We start from the raw sequence: 20,338 nt of genomic DNA on the forward strand, positions 1-20,338 counted from the left end.
ACACGTATGATCTACGTGGCAATCGGAAAACGCTGAGTGATACTCAGGAAGCATCGGCGACTAAAGAATCCAGTTATAGCTATGATCCTGATGATCGCTTAACATCGGCTACGATCGATGGAACCAAAACCAGTATCGACTATCTACCGAATGGCTTACGTTTCCAGAAAACAACAGGTACGATATCGACTCAGTACGGATACGATGCTCAGAACAATGTTACTTCTGAGAAAGTCAGTAGTGGTGCTCAATCGACATACATCTACGGCGACCGTATTCTTTTGAAAAAAGACCAGACAGCAAACAAAGATTACTATTATCTATCCAATGGACACGGCGATATTGTGCAGATGGTGGATACGACTGGAGCTATTGTCAATAGTTATGGATATGATGAATGGGGTAATCTGACTCAAAATAAGGAAACAGTCGCAAATAACTTCAAATATGCAGGCGAAGCGTATGATAGTGAGACGGGATTGTATTACTTGAAAGCAAGATATTATGATCCAAGTCAAGGACGATTCTTGAAAGAGGATAGTTATGAAGGACAGATTACCAATCCACTGACGCTCAATAGTTACACATATGTAGAGAATAACCCAGTGAACTATGTAGACCCAACGGGTTATAATCCTGAAGAACCCTCTCAGGAAACAGATGCTGTACAAGGTTTCAGAGGGTCGAGTATACCCAAAGGTTCTAGCGGAAGTGGAGGCAAATCTTCTACTAATTCGTCGAACGGAAGCAAGACTGAAAAACCAAAACCAGCTCCGGTAAAACCTTTACCTAAATCAAGCGCAACTGATGTAGATTTACTAAAACAAGAACAAGCAGCACAAAATGCGGCAAAAGCCGCAGAAAAAAGGCTTTTTACTAGTGCCATGAATGCTTTTAAAAAAGTTGATTTTACCAAGTTTACTATTAAAAACAAACATTTGGATCTTCCAGAAAATGCAAATAAAAATTGGTCTAAATTTAATGTGGATACGCCTGAAGAAGCTAATAAGTTAGTTGACTCAATAATAAAGAAAGCAAAAGCTGATAATAGTCTTATAAAAAAAGTTGAAGATAATGATAAAGTAGGTTCTGATGGTGCATCTTCATACAAAATATGGATTGATGCACAAAAAACTGTAGGCGTTAATGGAGAAACTGCAATCCGTGTAATCTATGATGGTTCTAGCAATCCTTGGAATGTATTTCCTGATAAAATTCCTTTAAAATAGAAACGGAGAATTGAATATGATTACCAAACAAGAGTTTATTGAGAAAAAGGGTAAAAGTGCGTATAGTTCATTAATTGATTTTTTGCATCTAGAAGTTACTGAAGATTCATTTAACTGGATCTATGAATTTTTAAGTATTGAGAACTTCCGCAATGGAGAATATGAGGGAACACAATATATTCTCAAAAAATTGAATAAAAAAGAAATTATTATTGTTGATACAGTTGCAGAAGAATTTAGTAAAGATTTATCTACAACTTATTTTCAATTATATGTATCAGAGATGTTATATATTATGGATGAAATAGATGAGTGGAGAACAGGGCTTTAATATAAGTTAGTTTTATTATGTGGCAAAATAAGAAAAGAAAAGGAGAACAAGAAGAGTATGAATTTCAAAAAAAAAGACTTTATGATGAAGAACAGCCAACGTTCATGGGAAATATTAATTGACTTTTTAAATATAGAAATCAAAGAAGAGAATTTTAAAACAATATATACTTTTTTAAAAGTAGGCAACTTTAGAAAAGGGGAATATGAAGGCAATAAGCATGTTTTAAAAAAATTATATTCAGAAGAAGTAGTGATTATTGATCTTTCAGTAGAAGAAAAAGATAATAATTCTTCCCCAATACCATTTTGCTTAACCGTAAATGAAATGATAACTATTATGGATAATATTGATGAGTGGAGAAAGTACAAAATAGAGTAGAAAATTTGTATCAAAAAGAACTAGTTGATAATATTATATTTCCTTTTTGAAGATACAAAATTTAAGAAATAATTGTAGAAGGAAAAGTAAAACTTTTTATAATCTATTTTTTAGAGTGATTTATTTGACCTTGTTTGGTTTTATACCATTCAAGGTTTTTTTCGATTATATAACCAGTCTAAAAACAGCAACGGAGTCACCAGCAACTATACCTATGATGCTCTAAACCGACTCACGGCTGTGCAAGATGGGATCGACCAGACGACTCGCTATGCATACGACGGCACTGGAGGTCTGACGAAGATCACTGTGAACGACCTTGCTGGAAAAAGCGAAACGTTATACACCAAAGCCCAGACAGCGAGATACTATAACTCAAGTCACAAATAGTTCTTACTTATAATATAAGATATATATGAATTACAGATTACTAATGAACAATAAGGAGAATCACAATGACGTTAAATCTACTTTCTCTTAAAAAAAATAGTTTAATTTCAAAATCTACATGTACATATAATCCATCTATTCGAACATTTAATATTGTAACTTCATATATGAACGATGAATGTATACCTTTTCAGATTGGGATGGGTACTTGCATATGGTTAAATGAATCGGGCGCAATGGGAGAGATTGAACTTATCTATCCTATACAAACATCCAAACCAAATTTCTTTGAACCAGATACGATTGAGAACACTATAGGCGAGCCTAGCTTTAGTGTGAGTGAAGCTGATTACGATAATATAACTGTTGAAATTTCCCGAGAAAATTTCATGATATGGTTAAAAAGCGAAAGTGAATTTGATCTGAAGGTAGTCTCAGAAAATGTCTATTACTTGTTTCAAGATAAGGAATTAGTAGCTATAGGAGTAGAAGCTTATGATCTTATAGAATGAAAGAATGGATCTAATTGAACGACTTCCCTATGCTCCAGCAGATGAGTATGAAAAGGAGAATAATATGAAAGAATTTATTTCAAAAGAAAAACTTATTGAACGAAATAATGAATTTTTATACATTATGGATCATATAGATTATTGGAGAAAAAATAAATAAATGGTTCAAAGAAACGAGATCAGCAGTGTCTTAAAGGAGAAGAGATACTATGGAACAAGTAATAGACTACTATCTCGGTTTTGAAGGAGAACCGGAAATTCGGTTTATGTATATTAGTTCAGACAATACTAGATTTTCAATTAAAATGTGGGAAGGCTATTTTGATACTTTAATGTCATATATTCAGCCTACTACTGTGGGAGAAAAAGTATTATTTTACTACTATCATACGCATACTGGTTGGTACGATCATTCTCCTTGGAAGCTCCTGGATGTTTCAGGCGTTATTAATGAATTACAAGGTATAGACAAAACACATGTAGATCAAATATGTTTAGGCATTTTAAATGATATGTATCACTTAGCTTTACAAGCAAAAAAACAAGCAACGTACATTTGGATTACATATGATTAATAAATGTATATATTGTTATTAATCTGATTTTGAAAATATTCTAAAAAAGGTGAACACAATATGTCATCAATAAAAATTTATGTTGAAGATGATTCGGAGTTAGCAAATTTTGAAGCGCTAAACAAAGGTTTTCGATCAGATGTGTATGTAGAAATAGGACAACTTAGATATAAATTAGCTGTTCACGATATCGTTAGACTACAGCAGGATGTTCAATCAGAATACGAGAATTATGGATATTACGAGGTCTATCCAAATTTAATTATTGTAAAAGAAGTAACCATAGAAGAAATAACACGAACAGTCACTCATTTATATCAATGTAACTTTTTTGAACACTTAAAACCAATAAACTCTATAGTGCTATGCACAGATAATCAAATAACCAAAATAAAAGGAGCAAATATGAAAAAGAAAATTACTAAAGAAGAATTTATTACACAAAAAGGTCAACGAGCCTACAATGTATTGATAGATTTTCTGAATCTTGAGATCGAGGATGATTTTCTCGAAGTGATATATGCTTTTGTCAGTGTTGCGAATTTTCGAGCAGGCGAATATGAGGGTAATCAATATCTTTTGAAAAAATTGAATGCACAAGAATTAGTGATTATTAATATTTCAGGAGAAGGATTTGTTGAAGAAGAAAAGTTGTTCAGATTCAATATAAGTGTAGCTGAATTTTTATATATTTTAGACGAAATCGATGACTGGAGAAAAGAGTTCTGGAAAAATTGACAGGAGGGTAATATGGAAGATATTCATTATATAGCGTTAAATGATATGCAAACGATAAAGCATACCTTTGATAAGAATGGTTGTATGTATATTGCTGAGCTAGATGGCAAAGAAATTCAGACTTTGACTGATTATTTGACTCAAATGTCGAATCTGTTCCAATTTCCTATTCCGTCTCTTGGTCTGGACGGATACAACGACTGGATGAGAGATTTAGATTGGCTTAACAAAGAAGGTTATGTATTCATTATTTATCATTTTGCTGAGTTTTTAAAACAGGAGTTACTGATAAAAGAACAAATAGTTAATAACTTTCAAGACACTATATTACCTTTCTGGCAATATGAGATTACAACAACGGTTGTAGGTGGCAAAGTGAAACCATTTAAGATCTATTTCGTGGATTAATATTTGGTGTTTACAGATATAACAGTATAAATTATTTTTGAAGATAGGCTGAATAAAGGAGAAATGAAACATGGAGATTAAGCTTACTATTCCGGCTTATTCATCTAGCAAGGGATTACGATTAGATTGGGAAGAAGATTTTGAGATTTTCTCTAGCGTGGAAAATGATACGATCACAATCAGAGCCAATTCAGCAGAAGTCATCTTGGAGAAAATATAAAGATTTATTGACTATGTATTTATTTCTAAAATAAAAATTTATAAATATATAAAAGAATAGTGAGTACTTATTATGAATAAAGAACATATGGATCAGCAAATAAATATACTATTAGAAGAACTGGGTTTTGAAAAATTCATGTTAAATCATAATGAGTTTTATAAGTGGGAAGAGAATTATTACAAACTGGTATTTATAGATAAATTTCAAGCGTATATTCTAGAATTTGCTGTAACTTTACAAGAAGCTGAAAAGAATATATTTGAGGATAGTGATATATATCCATTATCTTTAGAAAACTTGATAGCTGATCTGCATTCTGATTTGCTCAAATATTATAGCAAAAGAAAAGTAGGTACAGACAATGATTAAAGTAGTAGGAATAAACAATAAAGATGTGCATTTTAACATAACATATATTGAAGAGGTAAAGACTTATAATATAACTACTGAATTTATGTCGGATGAGTGTGTAAACTATAGAGTTGAACAGAGTAATATGATTTGGTTAAATCATGAGGGAGCTATAGCAGAAATAGAAAGTATATATCCGAAGATTGTTCAAAAAGAATGCTGTTATTTTGCAAAACAAGTAAAGTTTTTGTCTGGATCTCCTAGGCTACATATTATTTCAATAGCAGATGACTTTTGTATACAACATGCTCAGAATAAATTTACAATGTGGTTTGCCAAAGAAAAGATTATTGATGTTCATTTGCAATCAGAGAACATTGATTTTTATATTGGAAAAGATGAATTGTTAGGGATACATTGTAGAAAGATAAAAGTTATCATATAGCATTAAAGTGAATTTACATCAATGTAAAGTAACATAGTCATATGAGGAGGTAAATATGCTTAAACGCATGATTATGAGCATAATCTTTTTAGGACTTCTGTGTTAGGTTTTATTTTTTTATCGGACAAAGAAATAATAGAGAAAGATTATTTTATGAGAGCAAACATAAGCTCTTTTTTCTATAAAAATATTATTTCTAATAAAGGTAATCCTTTATCTGAACATACAAAATTCGATCCAAAGAATGGTCAAGAATATGCAAAAGAATTGTTATATCCAGGCTACCGCTTATTCTTTATGAATAAAAGTTCTGCTAATAATCAAAATGACTATTTTTTAGCTAATGTAAAAATCACAGATGATAATTACCGTATTGGAAGTGAAAAAACAGGTATAGGAACCTCAAAACCACTCGTAGAAAAGGTATATAAAGGTAATAAGAGAATACTAGATATACGTGATGGATTTATAGATGGTGATACGTGGATAGACTATAGATTTGATAAAAAACAGAATATTAGTGAAATAAAAATTTATTACGGACCTTAATAAAGATGTACTCAAGTTAAACACTAGGAGGAATCGAATTGAAAAAAAGTAGTGTTATATACTTCATACTTCCCGCACTTTTACTAAGTGGATGGGGAGACTCTAATCCATTGGAGTTAGAGCAAATGACTGCATTACATAAACCTGCTATACAGACCAAAGAGGAAAATAAACAAATCGTACCTGTTGGAAATCAGACGCCTTCTTTTGTGCAAAAATATCTATTTGGTCAGTGGAAAGTTAAAAAAATTGTAAAATCTGCTTGGATTACAACGATTGCTGAATCAGCAGCAAAGAAATTAGTAGGTACCCAATTCACATTTGGTGCACAATCGATTATATCGGATAGTAAAGCATTAAAGCCTATTTTGATCAACGAAGATAAAGCAACCACACCACGCTTATCTAATCCTACATATACTCAAACCTCTGTAAGTAAAGCAGAATTTGAGACAGATAACGATATGGCACAATTCAAAGAACTTGGATTCACCCATAATTCTATTAACATTATCGAAATATATACAGACAAACATTACGAAAACTTATGGAGTCTGGGTTATATCTATATTGATCCATTAACACCCAAACGATTAATTGTGACTAGCAATGGATACTACTTTGAATTACAAAAAATCAAGTGATGACAAACAAACAACATAATCAAAAAGATATAAAACTCTCCACATAAAAAAGGGATAGGTTCATATAAATGAACCTATCCCTTTTTTTGTTTCACTTCACACTAGATGCTTATAATACAAATTCGTAGCATCTAATCCGCCATTGCCTGACTTGGCGTAATTGGGAATTTGTCCGGCTTGGATATAGCCTAATGACTGATAGAGAAGATTGGAAGGATCTCCATCCCGGGTATCAAGCACAAGTAGAATACGGTTCTCTTCTTTTGCTTTTTGTTCGATATGTTCCATAAGCCGGCGAGCAATACCATGACGGCGGTAGTTGAGATGTACCATCAACTTGGCAACTTCAGCCCGGTGATCTCCGTTAGGCTTGGTACATAGGTGCAATTGAATCGTACCCGCAATAACATTGTCGATTTTGGCAACATATAATAATGTGCCTGGTTGTAGTACCTGTTCCCAATAAGCACTAGCTTCTGCATGAGCCAGAGGTGGGAGAAATCCGATCGATGCGTCTGCATCTACTATTTGTACCAGCATATCCGACATTTCATCGAGATACGGTTCAATTTGTTGTACTTGTTCGATCACAACAGTCTGTAGCAAAAGAGCACCTCCATATATAAGATCAGTGATACTATAGTGTTTATTGTAGCGTGGGCTCTTTATGATAAAAATAGTAAAGTAGCAGCGAAATATTTCTACTTTTCGTATGGAATAGGTGTTAGTTGTGCATATGATTAGGTGTCCTGAAACCACAGCGTAGCAAAGTCTACCCATCCTTTATGATTAACATGTACTCCGCGCAACGATGGATGATAGATTGTACTTGCTGTCCGCACCACTAGAAATGCGCTTGTCCAAGATTCATGGAATAATTGATTAACTGCACTAGACCAGTTTGCAATAGCATGCTCGGCAGAGGAAGCCAGCATATGTTGAGTGAGCTGATCTAATTGGTGTACAGTCTGAGTAGGTAAGAAATACCTGATCCAATTACGATCGGATTGAACATATTCGAGCAGTCCAATAGGCTGATCACTAACCATCGCTTCAAATAACATAAGGTCTGCTTGTTCCATTATGTCAGGTTGAATAGTCTCTGCCCATGTTACGATATGCACCTGTATCACAATCCCGAATGTCTGATACTGTTGTTGAAGCCAGTACGCATCTGTAGCATGACGGGCAAACGTATACAAATGTAGAGTTTTTCCAGCATAAGGAGTGTGCTGTAACTGTGCTAGCATAGATTCCCGAATAGCTGTATATTCTGATTGCTCTACTAACAACTCTAGAAACCCACTTGTTATAGCGTCTGTCTGAATATGTAGTCCAGATGCAGGGCAAAGATGGGTTGCTCCTAATTCTTCGGTCATTTGTAGACGGTTGATCCCCTGAACTAACACTTCCCGAAATCTCGAATCTTGTAAAATAGTATCTTTTCGCAGATTAAACGTCAGCGTGGATACACCTGTGACTGTTTGTGTTAAAGGCATTTGCAGATCAGCAGGGATCTCCAATTCTCCTGTAACTACCGTCAATACCCCTGGACTGGTACCAAAGCAAGCTTCTGCTTCATTCTCAGGCACAATAATAATTTCTATCTGATCGATAAACCCTTTATATCCAAAATAACTTGAAAACAATGTCAGCGTACATTTTCCAGGATGATGGGATATCACCTGATAAGGCCCTGAACCGATAGGCAATATATGCTTTGAATGAGGTAATAACGAAGATGCAGGTGAGATCGAAGCGGCACTATGACTCATATAGAAAAGAAACTGCGTATTAGGTCGCCGCAGGGTGATCTGTATTTGATACCGATGGATGATTTGAATATGGTCGATATCTTGCACCAACCAGTGATGAATTACCGATGGATCTTGTAATCGGGTAAGACTAGCATCTACATCTTGCGCAGTTAGTTCTTGTCCATTGTGAAAAGCAATCCCTTTGTGAAGGTGAAAAGTCCAGCAGGTCGCATCTTCGTTAACTTCCCAGTGATGAGCGATGTCTTTGGTAAATGTCTGTTGCAAGTGATCGTATTGCACCAATCGACTATAGATTTGATGAATCAGATGGGTATCAAAAGCATACATCGCATTGGCTGGTTCTAGCGAGACAATCGGTCGATAAATCGGTAAACGCAACGTCTCGATCATCCGATCTTGTCCGATCTGTTGTGTACTATGCCCGAAGTAAGTCATCAGCCATTCTAAAAAGAGTGGACGTACGATAGCCAGCGGTTCATGGGCTTGAAGCCAATCAAAAGCACTCTGCACATCTCCCTGTAGAACTCGTTGCTTGGCTTCCTCTAGTAATACCGTTGTCACCGGATGTAAAAAGGTGAGTTCAGACGTATTTCCTCGACCTCGACCCGAGCGAAATTCAACCCAACAGACTTGCTCCATTTTGGTGATAATTAATTTGGCATTACGAGGGGTGCAAAATAAAGCCTGTGCCAATTGATCCATCGTAATATGAAAAGGTTGTTGATCTGCATATTCTTGAAAAGCGAATCTGAGCTGCACATAATCTTCTGCTATCCGCAAAACCAATCGCTCCTTTACCCTATCCAAAATGCACAATAAATGAGTTCTAATGTAAACCATAGTAGCAGAAAACAAAAAGTAAAGAAAAGAGATCACCAATAAGCAAAAGAGCTATAATAGATACTGTATATTAACTTCGAATGGAGATACATACATGTGGATAGCATTGCTAGTTACAGGAATCGTTTATCTAGGATACTGGATTGTTCAGCGGATTAGGGTGAAGCCATTGAATCCACCAGTGAAAGTAATCATCGGATTGGATGCACCGCCACCTGCTAGCTTTTTTGTCAAAGATGCCAAAGAATCGGAAAAGATCGATTTTTATCATAAAGCCACTTGGTTACGTGTAAAAAGTAAAGATTCGATCGCTGTCCAAGTTGAAATTGACCGTATTCTAGCACATATCGATCGCTCTACTCAAGCCAGGCAACCGATCAGTGAGAAATGGGTGTTTACGACGGTCGAAGAGTGGATACTGGTGAGCAGTTATGATCTGCCTTCTCCTGAAGATGAGCAAGGATCGCAACAACTGAAGCAACTATTACAAGTACTAAGTAGTATATGGGGAGAAGCCCATTATTTCGCTTATTATCGGACAGTGCATTATTACGCCTGGGCAAAAGCAGTTGATGGGCATTTAATTCGTGCATACGCATACATAAGTGGTAAAGAAGATCCTCTCTGGGAAGAAGGTAGATTAACTCCAGAAGAGATACAGTTAGAATTGGACTTTCGAGATACAGGACGAATGTTGGAGTGGGAAGATCCTATAGAGGAAGAACAATATTATACACCTGATGAACAATCGGTAAAAATGATCGCTGCGGCATGGCGAGCGACAAGTGAACAATCTGTGCTGTAGCTAATTATCCTATAATAATAAAGTAAAAAGCACAATTGCACTAACGATAGCAATTGTGCTTTTTTTTACATAAAATATTACTTTTTATATCCATAGACAAAATGAATAGCACCCGAGTAATCGATATATACATCGTGTACATTCGACTTTTGCAGAAAATACGTATTAAAATAATAAAGAGGAATAGCAATCATCTGATCGGTAAGCATTTTTTCAGCAGCCCGATATTCTTTCATACGAGCTTTTGTGTCGGTTAAGCTGTATGCTTTAGTAATATGAGCATCGTAGGTGGCATTTTTCCAGCCGGATGTATTTTCACTGTTCCAGGAAGTGAATAATTCGAGAAAAGCAGCAGGATCGTTATAGTCTGCTGACCATCCACTGCGTGCTATCTGATAATTTTTCTTCTGCTTGTCTTGCAATAATGTATAGAAATTTTCGACTTTTACTTTGATAGTAACACCTAGATTTCTTTTCCACATATCTGTAATTTGATTAGCAACATACTGATTACCATCTCCATTAGTGATTAACGTGATAGAAGGTAAAGAAGTAATTTTTTCCTCTTTCATCCCTTTTTTCAGTAATTGACGGGCTATTTTAGCGCTGGTCTCAAAGTTGGTTACTGGATATTCTTTACGGAATGTAGAAGTAGACCCTTTGATTACTGGGGGTACAAAGCCATAAGCAGATTTGGGACTGATTAATGCAGAACGCTTTATCGACAGCGCAAAGGCTTTACGGATATTTACATTGTTGAACGGCTTTTTAGTGATATTAAAATTGTAATAATATAGCGATGCTGTATCAGGATAGACGGTTTCTTTTTTCATCGTATTGGTCATTTTATACGTCGGAATATTACTTTCTGAGGTGCCTGACCAGTCTATTGCCCCTGTTCTATACATATCATTTTCTTTATCAGGATCGTTGATAAAACGGATAAAGACTTGATCAAAATGCACTTTTTCCACTTGAGCATATTGAGGGTTACGAGCTAATGTGATCGAGCGTCCTTTGGTCCAATTTTTAACAACAAACGGGCCGTTACTTACTATAGATTGTGCTTGAGTATCCAAGTTGGTATCGGTTGTCGTACTTGATGTATGTACTGGGAAATAGGCTGGAGACGATAATGTTTCGAGAAAGTAAGGCAACGGCTGTTGCAGAACGATTTGCAAGGTGTGATCATCTAATGCTTGGAATCCTAATTGGCTAGAGTCGGTAAGTGTACCTTTGTAATAGTCTTGAGCTTGTGCAATTGGAAATAACATAGAAGCTAATGGAGAGCGAGTGGCAGGTGTCAATACACGTTGCCATGCATGAATAAAGTCAGAAGCAACAAGAGGATCACCGTTACTCCAGCGAGCATCGGCACGTAATGTAAATGTGTACGTTTTGCCATCCGGTGAAATAGTCCACGATTCTGCAACTCCAGGTTCTATCGCTCCATTGGATTTGGTACGCACCAGTCCTTCGAAAATAGCTTTCACAATCGTACCGGTTGTGCTATCACCAGACAATGCAGGATCAAGAGTAGCTGGTTCCAAATATAGATTAAAGCGAAACGTTTGTGCTGGAGCTATGGCGGCTTGAGTGATACTGGATGTACTTGTACCTCCTAACAGTACACATATAAGCAAAATGACTAGACGGGCTATGTATGTTCTTCTCATAAATCAATATATCCTCCTTAACCATAAGTACGTTCTTTCTAGTTATAACATACTATTCAGTCAGATAGAGTACGAATCCAATAATATACAATATCCTTTTATGATATGGCTATCTATAAATATTCAAAAAAGTGCAAGTCATGAACGACTGAAATCGGGTAATACATTAATGATAGAAGTGAGAGTAAGGAGAGACTAATCGTTATGAATAAAGTAGAAGTCATGCAAGCTGCACAAAGTGAATGGACATGGTATCGAATGAAAGATGTGAAGCTTCTTATGGAACATCCTGATTTTGATGAACATTTGCAGAAATGGGCGCAGGAAAGTCTAATGTGCACACACAATCGAATAACTTCTATTTATTATAAAGACAAAGATAAGAATTATATTAGTGGAACATTAGCGATCAATATGAATCCAGATCACTGGGAAGATCTCAATATATTGCATTATTATATCGATGCGAATCGAATGATCACTATCGGCGATAATACATGGTTGTTACATGATATGAGTTATGAAGAATGGGATCACTATATTTTGGGCTGTGATTATCCAGTCGATGGATTTATGTTTGTCGTTAATGCGATTATTCGTGCGTTTTTCGGGCGAATGGATGAGATTGAGATGCAATTGAAAGAGATCGAATTTAAAATGAAAGAGAATAACGGTGGGAAATTATTACGCGAAATTGTAGACTTGCGTAACCAGATGACGCGCTGGAATGTACAGACAGTCGCTTTGAAAGAAATCCGCTTTGCAATTGAAGAAGTATTCCCTGATCTCGTCAAAGACGCACAAACCTTCCACACGTTAAAAGTAAGATTATCCCGTATCCAAATGCTTCAAACAGCGTATGAGCATGAAATTGATACCTTACTCAAAATCGATGATAATGTAGCGAATTACCGTTCTAATAATATTATGAAAACATTAACAGTTTTTACTGTATTACTGACGCCGATGACAGCTTTAGGTGCGATCTGGGGAATGAACTTTAAGAATATGCCTGAATTAGAATGGAAATGGGGATATCTTGCTTCATTGATTTTGATCTTCGGGCTTACCGGGTTAACGTATTGGTGGCTCAAACGAAAAGGGTTGACTGGAGACATTTTAGATATGAATTTAGAACATCAATCCAAACGCAAACACAAAAAGAATATGCCTCACAGCAAATAAATCACAAGACAACATCTCTGAATAGAAGGGAAGTTTGCTTATGTATCCAAAAATATTGTTGGCGGTAGACGGATCAGAACATTCATTACGAGCTACAACAGAAGCGATTAAGCTGGTGTCATTACAACAGTCGGGTGAGATCGAAGTGGTGTTTGTCGCTGATTTTGGCAAAAGTCGTGATGAAGTATTACGCTATGGAGATATTGATGAATTAGAACTATCCAGACGACAAAAATTATTTCCGATTGAAGAACTACTGCAACAGCAACAAGCAACCTATGCGCTAAAAATATTACATGGAGAACCTGGACAAAGTCTAATCAGACACGCTAACGATCATGCTTTCGATCTGGTTGTGATGGGGAGCAGAGGGCTGGGCTCTTTGAAAGAAATGGTACTCGGAAGCGTCAGCCACAAAGTCGCTCGTGGTGTAAAATGTCCTGTGCTGATCGTGAAATAAATGGCAAAACACGTATACATGCGGAGTCTACTCAAGATACTCCGATTTTGTATACGTGTTTTTGTGTTAGTTATTAAATCGTATGAAGCGTTCTATACTTTATGACTTAGGAACAGATACAGGAACATATTTAGCAACATCTACAGCAACCTGTTCTAGCTTCGCTTTACCTAGCAAATGATAAGGTGAAGAAATCGTTACATAACGATCATCTAATTTGAATGTTAACATATCTACTTTATCCGGTTTGTACCATTTGGCTTTAACTTGATTGGAATTAGGTAGAGTGACTGTAGTTCCTTTGTAATCATAAGAATAATCACGTGGTGATACTGAAACAGTCATATATTTGAAAAGAAAAGTTACTCCGTCGCCGACACCGCTCACTTTGCGAAACGCATCGCCTTTGATCATACGAGTAGGTACATAAGGCGTCTCAAATCCATCAAAACCTGCAAAAGCTTGAGTGATTTTTTTGAGTTGAGCAGAAGAGTAGTTTACATTGGTTACCGGATATTGCTTGTTGGTCGTGTTAGAGCTAGCAGTAGTTGCTTTAGCTTCTATGTTACCTGAATGGCTTGGAGTTGTAGCGGCTGCGTGCGTTGTTGTCGCTCCTGTCAGAAGTACTCCTGCGATAACAGAAGTAGCGATCCATTTGTGCATATTCATAATTGTACATCTCCTCTATAGTGTGTTTGTCTTGCCTTTTATATTACACAGCAAATGTATCTAACTTAAATACCAATTGTATCCAACTTGTAAATAATTACAGTCACTTAGGCAATCATTAAGAAACTGTTGCTAATTTATGACGAATCTTTGGTTGTTCGTTAGTGATAACGATGTTAACTTACATATAGTCGATAGATGTACACCTGATCACCAATCGATAACTGGCAAAAGATTTCAAAATAAATAAACAAACATGGAAACTTTTTGCAAGAGGTGTGCGTCTATTAGATGGGGAATAAAGGACAAGCTTAATAGATAGCGTTTGGCACTATTTCGGGGGAACGAGGATGAATACAAATGAAAAAGAAGATTTGTTCAGCAGTATTAGTAACAGCTTTGACGGTAAGCGGAGGTCTACATACACCATCCGTCAGCGCAGCAACACCGATTAAGATTACGATCGACGGGGTTCAGCTAACAACAGATCAGGCACCTGTAATGTCAGCGAATCGGACGATGGTTCCATTAAGAGGTGTTTTTGAAGCGTTAGACGCAAAAGTATTTTGGAAGCAAAGCACCAAAACAGTAACAGCTACAAAAGACGGTACAACGATTGTATTACCGTTAGGATCTAAAACAGCAACGATTAATGGCAAATCGGTTACATTAGATGTACCTGCGAAGTCGATTAAAGGAAGAACCGTTGTCCCTTTACGCTTTGTCAGTGAATCGTTGGGCGAGAAAGTAGGCTGGAACGCATCTACGAAGACTGTGAGTATTACAACCACAAATTCAAAACCAACTACACCGACTCAACCCACTACACCAACCACTCCATCGACTTCGATCTCACCTGTACCTTATGTAAACACCAAAGTGGTAGGACAACAAGGAAATGGAAATGATTTAGAAATTAGCTTTCCGGCTTCTGCCAGTACCAAAGGAATCAGTCAATACCGAATTTTGGTGGTCAAAGCAAGTAATAGCAATCCATTTAATGTAAATACAGCATTAACCGTTCCTGCGGCGAATTATACAGCTATTCCGCAAGGAAGTAGCAATTATACGATCACCTTAATGCCTCAAGCGCGTGATACAGATGGTGCATTGATTCAGAAAAATATGAATTACCGTGTCTATGTATTGGCAGTGGGCGCTACTGGATACAATAGTGCTTTATCTGTTAGTTCACCGATTGTATCTCTAGGCGTAGTTGCAACAGCATCTGCTATAGCAACCGATGTCAAAGCAAGTGATGTCTCCGACAATGGCGATGGACGCGATTTTTCAGTGACATTTACCAAAGCAAGTGATGAAAGTAAATTAAGCAATTACCGTGTATTTGTGGTAAAAACGACAAGTGCAGGTAGCTTTAGTGCGACAGAAGCAGCTAAAATTAGCAGTTCTAACTATACAACGATTAACAAAACAGGTTCTAATCCAACAACACGCTTAACGAACACGACACGTGATACATCTGGTGAACTGATTACTACAGGAACAGCCTATACCGTATTTGTGGTATCTATCACCAGTGGTGGCGACAATATCGGCATATCCGCAGGTTCTAATTCATTGACATTGGGACGTACCGTAGAAGCACCTTCGATCACTAAAGTGGAAGATGTGAGCAACTACGCAGATGGACGCGATATCCAGGTGACATTTACCAAGTCTTCTGAAGAATCCAAGATCAGTGGCTATCGTGTATTCGTGGTACGTAGCAAAGCATCTGGAGATTTTGATATTGCTACAGCTAACGGATTAGCATCAAGCCGTTATATTGATGTATCCAAAACAGGTAGCGATCGCACAGTTACACTAGCGACTTCTCTTAAAGACAGTGGCGGAGAAACGATTGTGAATGATGTACCTTATCGTATCTATGTAATGGCACTGGGTTCAGGTTCTTATGCAAATAGCCTATCTTCTGCATCCTCTACGCTTACACTAAAAACCGGCGATCAGACAGTCGGAAATGTGAGTGGTATCGCTGTTAGTGATATTAGCGATTATGGCGATGGACGAGATCTACAAGTAACGTTTAACAAAGCAAGCGATGAATCTTTAGTGAATAACTATCGTGTGATGGTCGTTAAATCAATCAATGCGAGCAAATTCAACCTTTCTACAGCGAACAGTGTATCCAGTTCAAATTATTTGCAGATTAGTAAAAATGGTTCCAACCCTACAGTAACGTTCAGTGCAGGTTCCAAAGATGTAAATGGTGATCTGATCAAAAACGGTACGAATTATCAAGTATTTGTATTAACAACAGGTACAGGGAATGCTTCAGGCAACAATTCGTTGTCAGGTGCTTCGTCTGTGATTACGTTAGCTTCGAATGGCGCAACATCGGCTGTCAATACAGTAGCGACAACCAATAGTGCTTCGACAAGTACAGCATCGGATATTACGTTTAGTTTTGTACCGGCTAACGATACAGGCATTTCGGAATATCGTGTCTATGTTGTACGTGCCGATCAAGCAGGTTCTTTTAACTTGAGCGTTGCGAACAATGTAGCCGCAGCAAATTATACACGTATTGCCAAAACAGCAACAAAAGTAACACAAGCTTTAACAACTAGCACTAAAGATTATAACGGTAATGCAATTGTCAAAGATGTAGCTTATCGTGTGTATGTATTAAGTGTAGCGGATGGTTCAGTTCGCTCTGTAAATACATTATCTGGAGCATCTAATGACTTTACGATCACTACACCAACTGTAGCGCCGGCTACCAATCTGAATGCGACTGCAATTAATGGTGGAATTAAAGTTACTTTCTCCAAACCATCCGGTGAAACAGGGATTGCTAGCTATGCTGTAATGCTGGTACCGTCTGCAAGCTCAGGCAGTTTCTCATTAGCAGATGCGAATCGGGTGAGTGAACGCAATTATGAGACAGTGACCAAAGGCGTGTACAGCGAGTGGACGTTTACAACAACAGATGTTGATATTAATGGTGCGGCTATCCGCTCAGGCGTTGCGTATAAAGCATTTGTATTATCGATTGCTGATGGACGTGTAGCGACAGTCAATGCTCTCTCTGTCGCTTCGAGAGAAGCTCAAATCATCGCTCAATAAAATGTAATCTGTATCTATATATTGTAGTCTCAAGCAAGCTCTAATCGGTCTTTACCGGTAGAGCTTGCTTTTTAGTTGCTCTACATTTACTGGTGATCCGGTAACAATCATTGAAATAATTAACTCATTATGTCTATTTTTGGTTATGATAAGTAAGAAAGTATCGATTTTTTTACTAATCGTATCGACTTGCCTCCGGGCGGAAAAGAGGGACATTAATGCAATATGTAAAATTGGGTCGTACCGGTCTCGATGTATCGCGAATTTGTTTGGGATGTATGAGTTATGGAATACCTGATCGTGGAGCACATCCATGGACATTAGATGAGCAGAGCAGTCGTCCTTTTATTAAGCAAGCTTTGGAAGCAGGCATTAACTTTTTTGATACAGCAAATGTCTATTCAGATGGAACAAGTGAAGAGATTGTCGGAAAAGCACTGAAAGAATACGCGAATCGTGATGAGATCGTTATCGCTACCAAAGTACATGGCAAAATGCATCAAGGTGCGAATGGTGGTGGACTTTCACGTAAAGCGATTATGGCAGAGATCGATCATAGTCTACAACGTCTAGGAACCGATTATGTGGATTTGTATCAGATTCATCGCTGGGATCCTCTTACGCCGATAGAAGAAACATTAGAAGCGCTGCATGATGTAGTCAAAGCAGGCAAAGCTAGATATATTGGTGCTTCTTCGATGGCAGCATGGCAGTTTATGAAAGCTTTAGATATTAGTAAGCAACATGGATGGACACGCTTTGTATCTATGCAGAACTATGTCAATTTACTTTACCGGGAAGAAGAGCGTGAGATGCTTCCTTTGTGCAAAGAAGAAGGTATTGGCGTGATTCCGTGGAGCCCTTTAGCACGTGGTCGTTTAACTCGTGATTGGGAAGAAGAAACGTCACGTTCTGAAAGTGATAGCTTTGGTCAGAGCCTGTATGCAGCAAGTGCTGAAGCAGATCGCAAAGTAGTGGAGCGAGTAGCAGAGATTGCTTCTGAACGCGATATTCCACGCGCACAAGTTGCTCTAGCATGGGTATTACAAAAAGAACCAGTCACAGCACCAATTGTAGGAGCAACCAAGCTACATCATTTGCAAGATGCAGTAGCGGCTGTAGATATTGTTCTCACTGAAAATGAAATCAAACGTCTCGAAGAACCTTATATTCCGCATCCTGTCACAGGATTCTAAGCTATATATAACAACAAAACTCCAATCCGATATATCTCAAGGATTGGAGTTTTGTTATTTGATGACACGTTAATCTCAATAGATTATCCTGTATTAGAAGCAGTGACGGTTTTGTTTTTACCTGTACGCTTGGCTTGATAAAGATAATGATCGACCTGTTCAAATAATTGTTCTTTGGTCTTTTCAGAGCCATAGCTTTGCAGTCCGATACTGACTGTAATAGATTTTCCATTCAGTTCAGGATGTTGCAAATCAGCCACACCACTACGTATACTTTCTACCAATGCATAAGCTTCTTCAAAAGTCTGATCAAATAAAAGCAAAGCGAACTCTTCTCCACCATAACGGGCAGCAATATCGCTAGAAGACATATGTTGTTGGATCACTTCAGAGACTTTTCCTAAAATAGCATCTCCTGCTTGATGACCATACGTGTCGTTAATAGCTTTAAAATCATCAATATCAAGTAAAGCAAGATGAAGCTTAGCACCCTTACTGGCATAATCAAAAGCAGTATTGTAATAATCACGAAAAGAAATTTGATTATATAGATTGGTTAAACCATCTGTTTTGGAAAGTTTACTCATGATAGCATTTTTTACAATAAGATCTTGCTTCGCTAACATCGTTGTCTGTAAATCTGTTAAAATTTCTATACCACAAGCAACAATAATATGAGCAATACACGTACTTACAATAATAAAAGCGATAACAGCAATCACATCAAAGGAAGATAGATAATTGCGGAAGTGTGAATCTGTTAGATACAATGAAGTAAAAGCGATAAGTTGTAAGATTGAAGGAAGCCATAATAAACGACGTTTGAAAAATACAACGGCTGACAAAATCGGTAACAAACATAGTGCTGTAATAATGCGAATATCATAATTTAGATAAATAATCGTCCATGTGATCAGTGTACTTGCGCTAAATAACACGTAAAAAGATAAATGATTCCAACGGATATACATCCATTTTGTAATCAAAGTAACAATGCTCATCCAAAGAGTCGGTAAAATTAGAATATAAATATAGAAATGAGAAGCACTATCGTTATAATCCAAAAATACAAAAGAACCCCACTGAGCAAAAAAGTGGACACTAATAACAATCCAGTATACTCTGAAAAATTGATATATCCATTTGGACTGCTTATTCATAACATCACCATACAGCCTCAAGATTTAAAATGTGTAAGCTTACACATTCATGTAAAGACAAGTATAAATCATTATACGATCATAAGAAAAGACAAGCTTTACCAAAATAAAAATATAACTATAGCAGGAGGCATAGCAATATGATTGATCCAAGCTGGTATACACAACTAACTTTAGAAGATTACGCTTATGATGTTACAGAAGAAGTTACATTTGAAGGTCAATATACATTGGATCTGATCGGGCAAAAGGTAGTAATTCAAGTAGAGTTTATTCAAGCGGTTGATCATGAAGAAGAAATAGAACATCTGACAGCTCCTTCTATAGAACAGCAACAGATCTGGGAGCATTATATCGAACATAGCGAATCTATTCAGCAGGATGTGCTACAGATCGTTTTTGAACATTATCAAAAGATTGAAGACCGATATCGTCAAGCATGGCAAATTGATCCTCAAGATCCAGCTACAATAGAAGAAAGAGATCAAGCGATTCCGTATATTACACAGTATGAGCAATTAAAAGAGTACATCACATTACAAGGATTTTTGATCAAAAATCCTTCATCAGAAGCTAGCTACTATCTTAATTTTCATTGTACATGGGATACAGAACATGGATTAGGTGTCAAAATAGTTAATCACCAACCTGTGCATGTGAGTTCTTTTTATACAGCATATGATATCGATTAAACAGTAATTAA

The 20,338-nt window shown here is 36.9% G+C and carries 24 protein-coding genes; 19 read left to right on the plus strand and 5 right to left on the minus strand.

What is annotated here, in order from left to right; genetic code table 11:
- The 13 genes from ACFSGI_RS00005 to ACFSGI_RS00070 all read left to right on the plus strand — a co-directional run.
- Nucleotides 1–1,229, plus strand: a 1,229-nt coding sequence (locus ACFSGI_RS00005) for an RHS repeat domain-containing protein (protein ID WP_379282093.1), incomplete at its 5' end; no start/stop codon positions are given.
- Nucleotides 1,230–1,245: 16 nt separating this feature from the next.
- Entirely contained in the window at nt 1,246–1,560 is a 315-nt protein-coding gene (locus ACFSGI_RS00010) for a hypothetical protein (RefSeq protein ID WP_204826343.1), read from the plus strand.
- Between the two features lie 57 nt (nt 1,561–1,617).
- Nucleotides 1,618–1,941 (plus strand): hypothetical protein, encoded by a 324-nt coding sequence (locus ACFSGI_RS00015; RefSeq protein WP_204826344.1) that lies wholly within the window; start codon nt 1,618–1,620, stop codon nt 1,939–1,941.
- A 455-nt stretch (nt 1,942–2,396) separates the two neighbouring features.
- A complete protein-coding gene (locus ACFSGI_RS00025; protein WP_204826346.1) occupies nt 2,397–2,843 on the plus strand; it encodes a hypothetical protein in 447 nt (148 codons plus the stop codon).
- Between the two features lie 4 nt (nt 2,844–2,847).
- Entirely contained in the window at nt 2,848–3,003 is a 156-nt protein-coding gene (locus tag ACFSGI_RS00030; RefSeq protein WP_379282097.1) for a hypothetical protein, read from the plus strand.
- A gap of 49 nt (nt 3,004–3,052) precedes the next feature.
- On the plus strand, nt 3,053–3,418 hold the full coding sequence (locus tag ACFSGI_RS00035; protein ID WP_204826347.1) for a dihydroorotate dehydrogenase (quinone): 366 nt from the start codon (nt 3,053–3,055) through the stop codon (nt 3,416–3,418).
- A gap of 60 nt (nt 3,419–3,478) precedes the next feature.
- On the plus strand, nt 3,479–4,156 hold the full coding sequence (locus tag ACFSGI_RS00040) for a hypothetical protein (RefSeq protein ID WP_204826348.1): 678 nt from the start codon (nt 3,479–3,481) through the stop codon (nt 4,154–4,156).
- Nucleotides 4,157–4,168: 12 nt separating this feature from the next.
- On the plus strand, nt 4,169–4,564 hold the full coding sequence (locus ACFSGI_RS00045) for a barstar family protein (protein ID WP_204826349.1): 396 nt from the start codon (nt 4,169–4,171) through the stop codon (nt 4,562–4,564).
- Nucleotides 4,565–4,634: 70 nt separating this feature from the next.
- Nucleotides 4,635–4,784 carry a hypothetical protein gene (locus ACFSGI_RS00050; protein WP_204826350.1) on the plus strand — a complete coding sequence of 50 codons (150 nt, stop codon included), beginning with the start codon at nt 4,635–4,637 and terminating at the stop codon, nt 4,782–4,784.
- A 72-nt stretch (nt 4,785–4,856) separates the two neighbouring features.
- Nucleotides 4,857–5,156: a hypothetical protein gene (locus tag ACFSGI_RS00055; RefSeq protein WP_204826351.1), complete on the plus strand. Its 300-nt coding sequence runs from the start codon at nt 4,857–4,859 to the stop codon at nt 5,154–5,156.
- On the plus strand, nt 5,149–5,583 hold the full coding sequence (locus ACFSGI_RS00060) for a hypothetical protein (RefSeq protein WP_204826352.1): 435 nt from the start codon (nt 5,149–5,151) through the stop codon (nt 5,581–5,583). Before ACFSGI_RS00055 ends, ACFSGI_RS00060 begins: the two co-directional genes overlap by 8 nt.
- Nucleotides 5,584–5,736: 153 nt before the next feature.
- Nucleotides 5,737–6,132, plus strand: a complete 396-nt coding sequence (locus ACFSGI_RS00065) for a hypothetical protein (protein WP_204826353.1) — start codon at nt 5,737–5,739, stop codon at nt 6,130–6,132.
- 38 nt (nt 6,133–6,170) lie between these two features.
- Nucleotides 6,171–6,776, plus strand: coding sequence for a hypothetical protein (locus ACFSGI_RS00070; protein ID WP_204826354.1), 606 nt, complete (start codon nt 6,171–6,173; stop codon nt 6,774–6,776).
- 96 nt (nt 6,777–6,872) lie between these two features.
- On the opposite strand, the gene ACFSGI_RS00075 is transcribed toward ACFSGI_RS00070, so the two are convergent.
- Nucleotides 6,873–7,325 carry a GNAT family N-acetyltransferase gene (locus tag ACFSGI_RS00075; RefSeq protein WP_204826660.1) on the minus strand — a complete coding sequence of 151 codons (453 nt, stop codon included), beginning with the start codon at nt 7,323–7,325 and terminating at the stop codon, nt 6,873–6,875.
- Between the two features lie 191 nt (nt 7,326–7,516).
- Complete coding sequence (locus tag ACFSGI_RS00080) at nt 7,517–9,334, minus strand: ABC transporter substrate-binding protein (RefSeq protein ID WP_204826355.1); 1,818 nt, start codon at nt 9,332–9,334, stop codon at nt 7,517–7,519.
- Between the two features lie 154 nt (nt 9,335–9,488).
- Between ACFSGI_RS00080 and ACFSGI_RS00085 the strand changes: the two genes are divergently transcribed.
- Complete coding sequence (locus tag ACFSGI_RS00085; protein WP_204826356.1) at nt 9,489–10,199, plus strand: hypothetical protein; 711 nt, start codon at nt 9,489–9,491, stop codon at nt 10,197–10,199.
- 77 nt (nt 10,200–10,276) lie between these two features.
- Here ACFSGI_RS00085 and ACFSGI_RS00090 read toward each other — a convergent pair whose 3' ends face one another.
- A complete protein-coding gene (locus ACFSGI_RS00090) occupies nt 10,277–11,875 on the minus strand; it encodes a peptide ABC transporter substrate-binding protein (protein WP_204826357.1) in 1,599 nt (532 codons plus the stop codon).
- Nucleotides 11,876–12,079: 204 nt separating this feature from the next.
- Between ACFSGI_RS00090 and ACFSGI_RS00095 the strand changes: the two genes are divergently transcribed.
- Entirely contained in the window at nt 12,080–13,060 is a 981-nt protein-coding gene (locus ACFSGI_RS00095; protein WP_204826358.1) for a magnesium transporter CorA family protein, read from the plus strand.
- Between the two features lie 40 nt (nt 13,061–13,100).
- Nucleotides 13,101–13,520 (plus strand): universal stress protein, encoded by a 420-nt coding sequence (locus ACFSGI_RS00100; protein WP_204826359.1) that lies wholly within the window; start codon nt 13,101–13,103, stop codon nt 13,518–13,520.
- A gap of 99 nt (nt 13,521–13,619) precedes the next feature.
- Here the strand turns inward: ACFSGI_RS00100 and ACFSGI_RS00105 are convergent, their stop codons facing one another.
- A complete protein-coding gene (locus ACFSGI_RS00105; protein WP_204826360.1) occupies nt 13,620–14,189 on the minus strand; it encodes a hypothetical protein in 570 nt (189 codons plus the stop codon).
- A 360-nt stretch (nt 14,190–14,549) separates the two neighbouring features.
- On the opposite strand from ACFSGI_RS00105, the gene ACFSGI_RS00110 reads away from it, so the two are divergent.
- Both ACFSGI_RS00110 and ACFSGI_RS00115 read left to right on the plus strand, forming a co-directional pair.
- A complete protein-coding gene (locus tag ACFSGI_RS00110) occupies nt 14,550–17,279 on the plus strand; it encodes a stalk domain-containing protein (protein WP_204826361.1) in 2,730 nt (909 codons plus the stop codon).
- Nucleotides 17,280–17,497: 218 nt separating this feature from the next.
- Nucleotides 17,498–18,475, plus strand: coding sequence for an aldo/keto reductase (locus tag ACFSGI_RS00115; RefSeq protein WP_204826362.1), 978 nt, complete (start codon nt 17,498–17,500; stop codon nt 18,473–18,475).
- An 83-nt stretch (nt 18,476–18,558) separates the two neighbouring features.
- On the opposite strand, the gene ACFSGI_RS00120 is transcribed toward ACFSGI_RS00115, so the two are convergent.
- Nucleotides 18,559–19,635, minus strand: coding sequence for a GGDEF domain-containing protein (locus ACFSGI_RS00120; protein ID WP_204826363.1), 1,077 nt, complete (start codon nt 19,633–19,635; stop codon nt 18,559–18,561).
- 140 nt (nt 19,636–19,775) lie between these two features.
- Between ACFSGI_RS00120 and ACFSGI_RS00125 the strand changes: the two genes are divergently transcribed.
- Nucleotides 19,776–20,327 carry a DUF6985 domain-containing protein gene (locus ACFSGI_RS00125; RefSeq protein WP_204826364.1) on the plus strand — a complete coding sequence of 184 codons (552 nt, stop codon included), beginning with the start codon at nt 19,776–19,778 and terminating at the stop codon, nt 20,325–20,327.
- Nucleotides 20,328–20,338: the final 11 nt, after the last annotated feature.

It is taken from the genome of Paenibacillus nicotianae (assembly GCF_042681745.1).
Taxonomy (GTDB): Bacteria; Bacillota; Bacilli; order Paenibacillales; family Paenibacillaceae; genus Saccharibacillus; species Saccharibacillus nicotianae.

What these genes read in the sequence shown, in the direction of transcription:
- ACFSGI_RS00010 (WP_204826343.1), top strand. Translation starts at nt 1,246, where the DNA reads ATGATTACCAAACAAGAGTTTATTGAGAAAAAGGGTAAAAGTGCGTAT.
- ACFSGI_RS00015 (WP_204826344.1), top strand. Translation starts at nt 1,618, where the DNA reads ATGAATTTCAAAAAAAAAGACTTTATGATGAAGAACAGCCAACGTTCA.
- ACFSGI_RS00025 (WP_204826346.1), top strand. Translation starts at nt 2,397, where the DNA reads ATGACGTTAAATCTACTTTCTCTTAAAAAAAATAGTTTAATTTCAAAA.
- ACFSGI_RS00030 (WP_379282097.1), top strand. Translation starts at nt 2,848, where the DNA reads ATGGATCTAATTGAACGACTTCCCTATGCTCCAGCAGATGAGTATGAA.
- ACFSGI_RS00035 (WP_204826347.1), top strand. Translation starts at nt 3,053, where the DNA reads ATGGAACAAGTAATAGACTACTATCTCGGTTTTGAAGGAGAACCGGAA.
- ACFSGI_RS00040 (WP_204826348.1), top strand. Translation starts at nt 3,479, where the DNA reads ATGTCATCAATAAAAATTTATGTTGAAGATGATTCGGAGTTAGCAAAT.
- ACFSGI_RS00045 (WP_204826349.1), top strand. Translation starts at nt 4,169, where the DNA reads ATGGAAGATATTCATTATATAGCGTTAAATGATATGCAAACGATAAAG.
- ACFSGI_RS00050 (WP_204826350.1), top strand. Translation starts at nt 4,635, where the DNA reads ATGGAGATTAAGCTTACTATTCCGGCTTATTCATCTAGCAAGGGATTA.
- ACFSGI_RS00055 (WP_204826351.1), top strand. Translation starts at nt 4,857, where the DNA reads ATGAATAAAGAACATATGGATCAGCAAATAAATATACTATTAGAAGAA.
- ACFSGI_RS00060 (WP_204826352.1), top strand. Translation starts at nt 5,149, where the DNA reads ATGATTAAAGTAGTAGGAATAAACAATAAAGATGTGCATTTTAACATA.
- ACFSGI_RS00065 (WP_204826353.1), top strand. Translation starts at nt 5,737, where the DNA reads ATGAGAGCAAACATAAGCTCTTTTTTCTATAAAAATATTATTTCTAAT.
- ACFSGI_RS00075 (WP_204826660.1), bottom strand. Translation starts at nt 7,325, where the DNA reads ATGTCGGATATGCTGGTACAAATAGTAGATGCAGACGCATCGATCGGA.
- ACFSGI_RS00085 (WP_204826356.1), top strand. Translation starts at nt 9,489, where the DNA reads ATGTGGATAGCATTGCTAGTTACAGGAATCGTTTATCTAGGATACTGG.
- ACFSGI_RS00090 (WP_204826357.1), bottom strand. Translation starts at nt 11,875, where the DNA reads ATGAGAAGAACATACATAGCCCGTCTAGTCATTTTGCTTATATGTGTA.
- ACFSGI_RS00095 (WP_204826358.1), top strand. Translation starts at nt 12,080, where the DNA reads ATGAATAAAGTAGAAGTCATGCAAGCTGCACAAAGTGAATGGACATGG.
- ACFSGI_RS00100 (WP_204826359.1), top strand. Translation starts at nt 13,101, where the DNA reads ATGTATCCAAAAATATTGTTGGCGGTAGACGGATCAGAACATTCATTA.
- ACFSGI_RS00105 (WP_204826360.1), bottom strand. Translation starts at nt 14,189, where the DNA reads ATGAATATGCACAAATGGATCGCTACTTCTGTTATCGCAGGAGTACTT.
- ACFSGI_RS00110 (WP_204826361.1), top strand. Translation starts at nt 14,550, where the DNA reads ATGAAAAAGAAGATTTGTTCAGCAGTATTAGTAACAGCTTTGACGGTA.
- ACFSGI_RS00115 (WP_204826362.1), top strand. Translation starts at nt 17,498, where the DNA reads ATGCAATATGTAAAATTGGGTCGTACCGGTCTCGATGTATCGCGAATT.
- ACFSGI_RS00120 (WP_204826363.1), bottom strand. Translation starts at nt 19,635, where the DNA reads ATGAATAAGCAGTCCAAATGGATATATCAATTTTTCAGAGTATACTGG.
- ACFSGI_RS00125 (WP_204826364.1), top strand. Translation starts at nt 19,776, where the DNA reads ATGATTGATCCAAGCTGGTATACACAACTAACTTTAGAAGATTACGCT.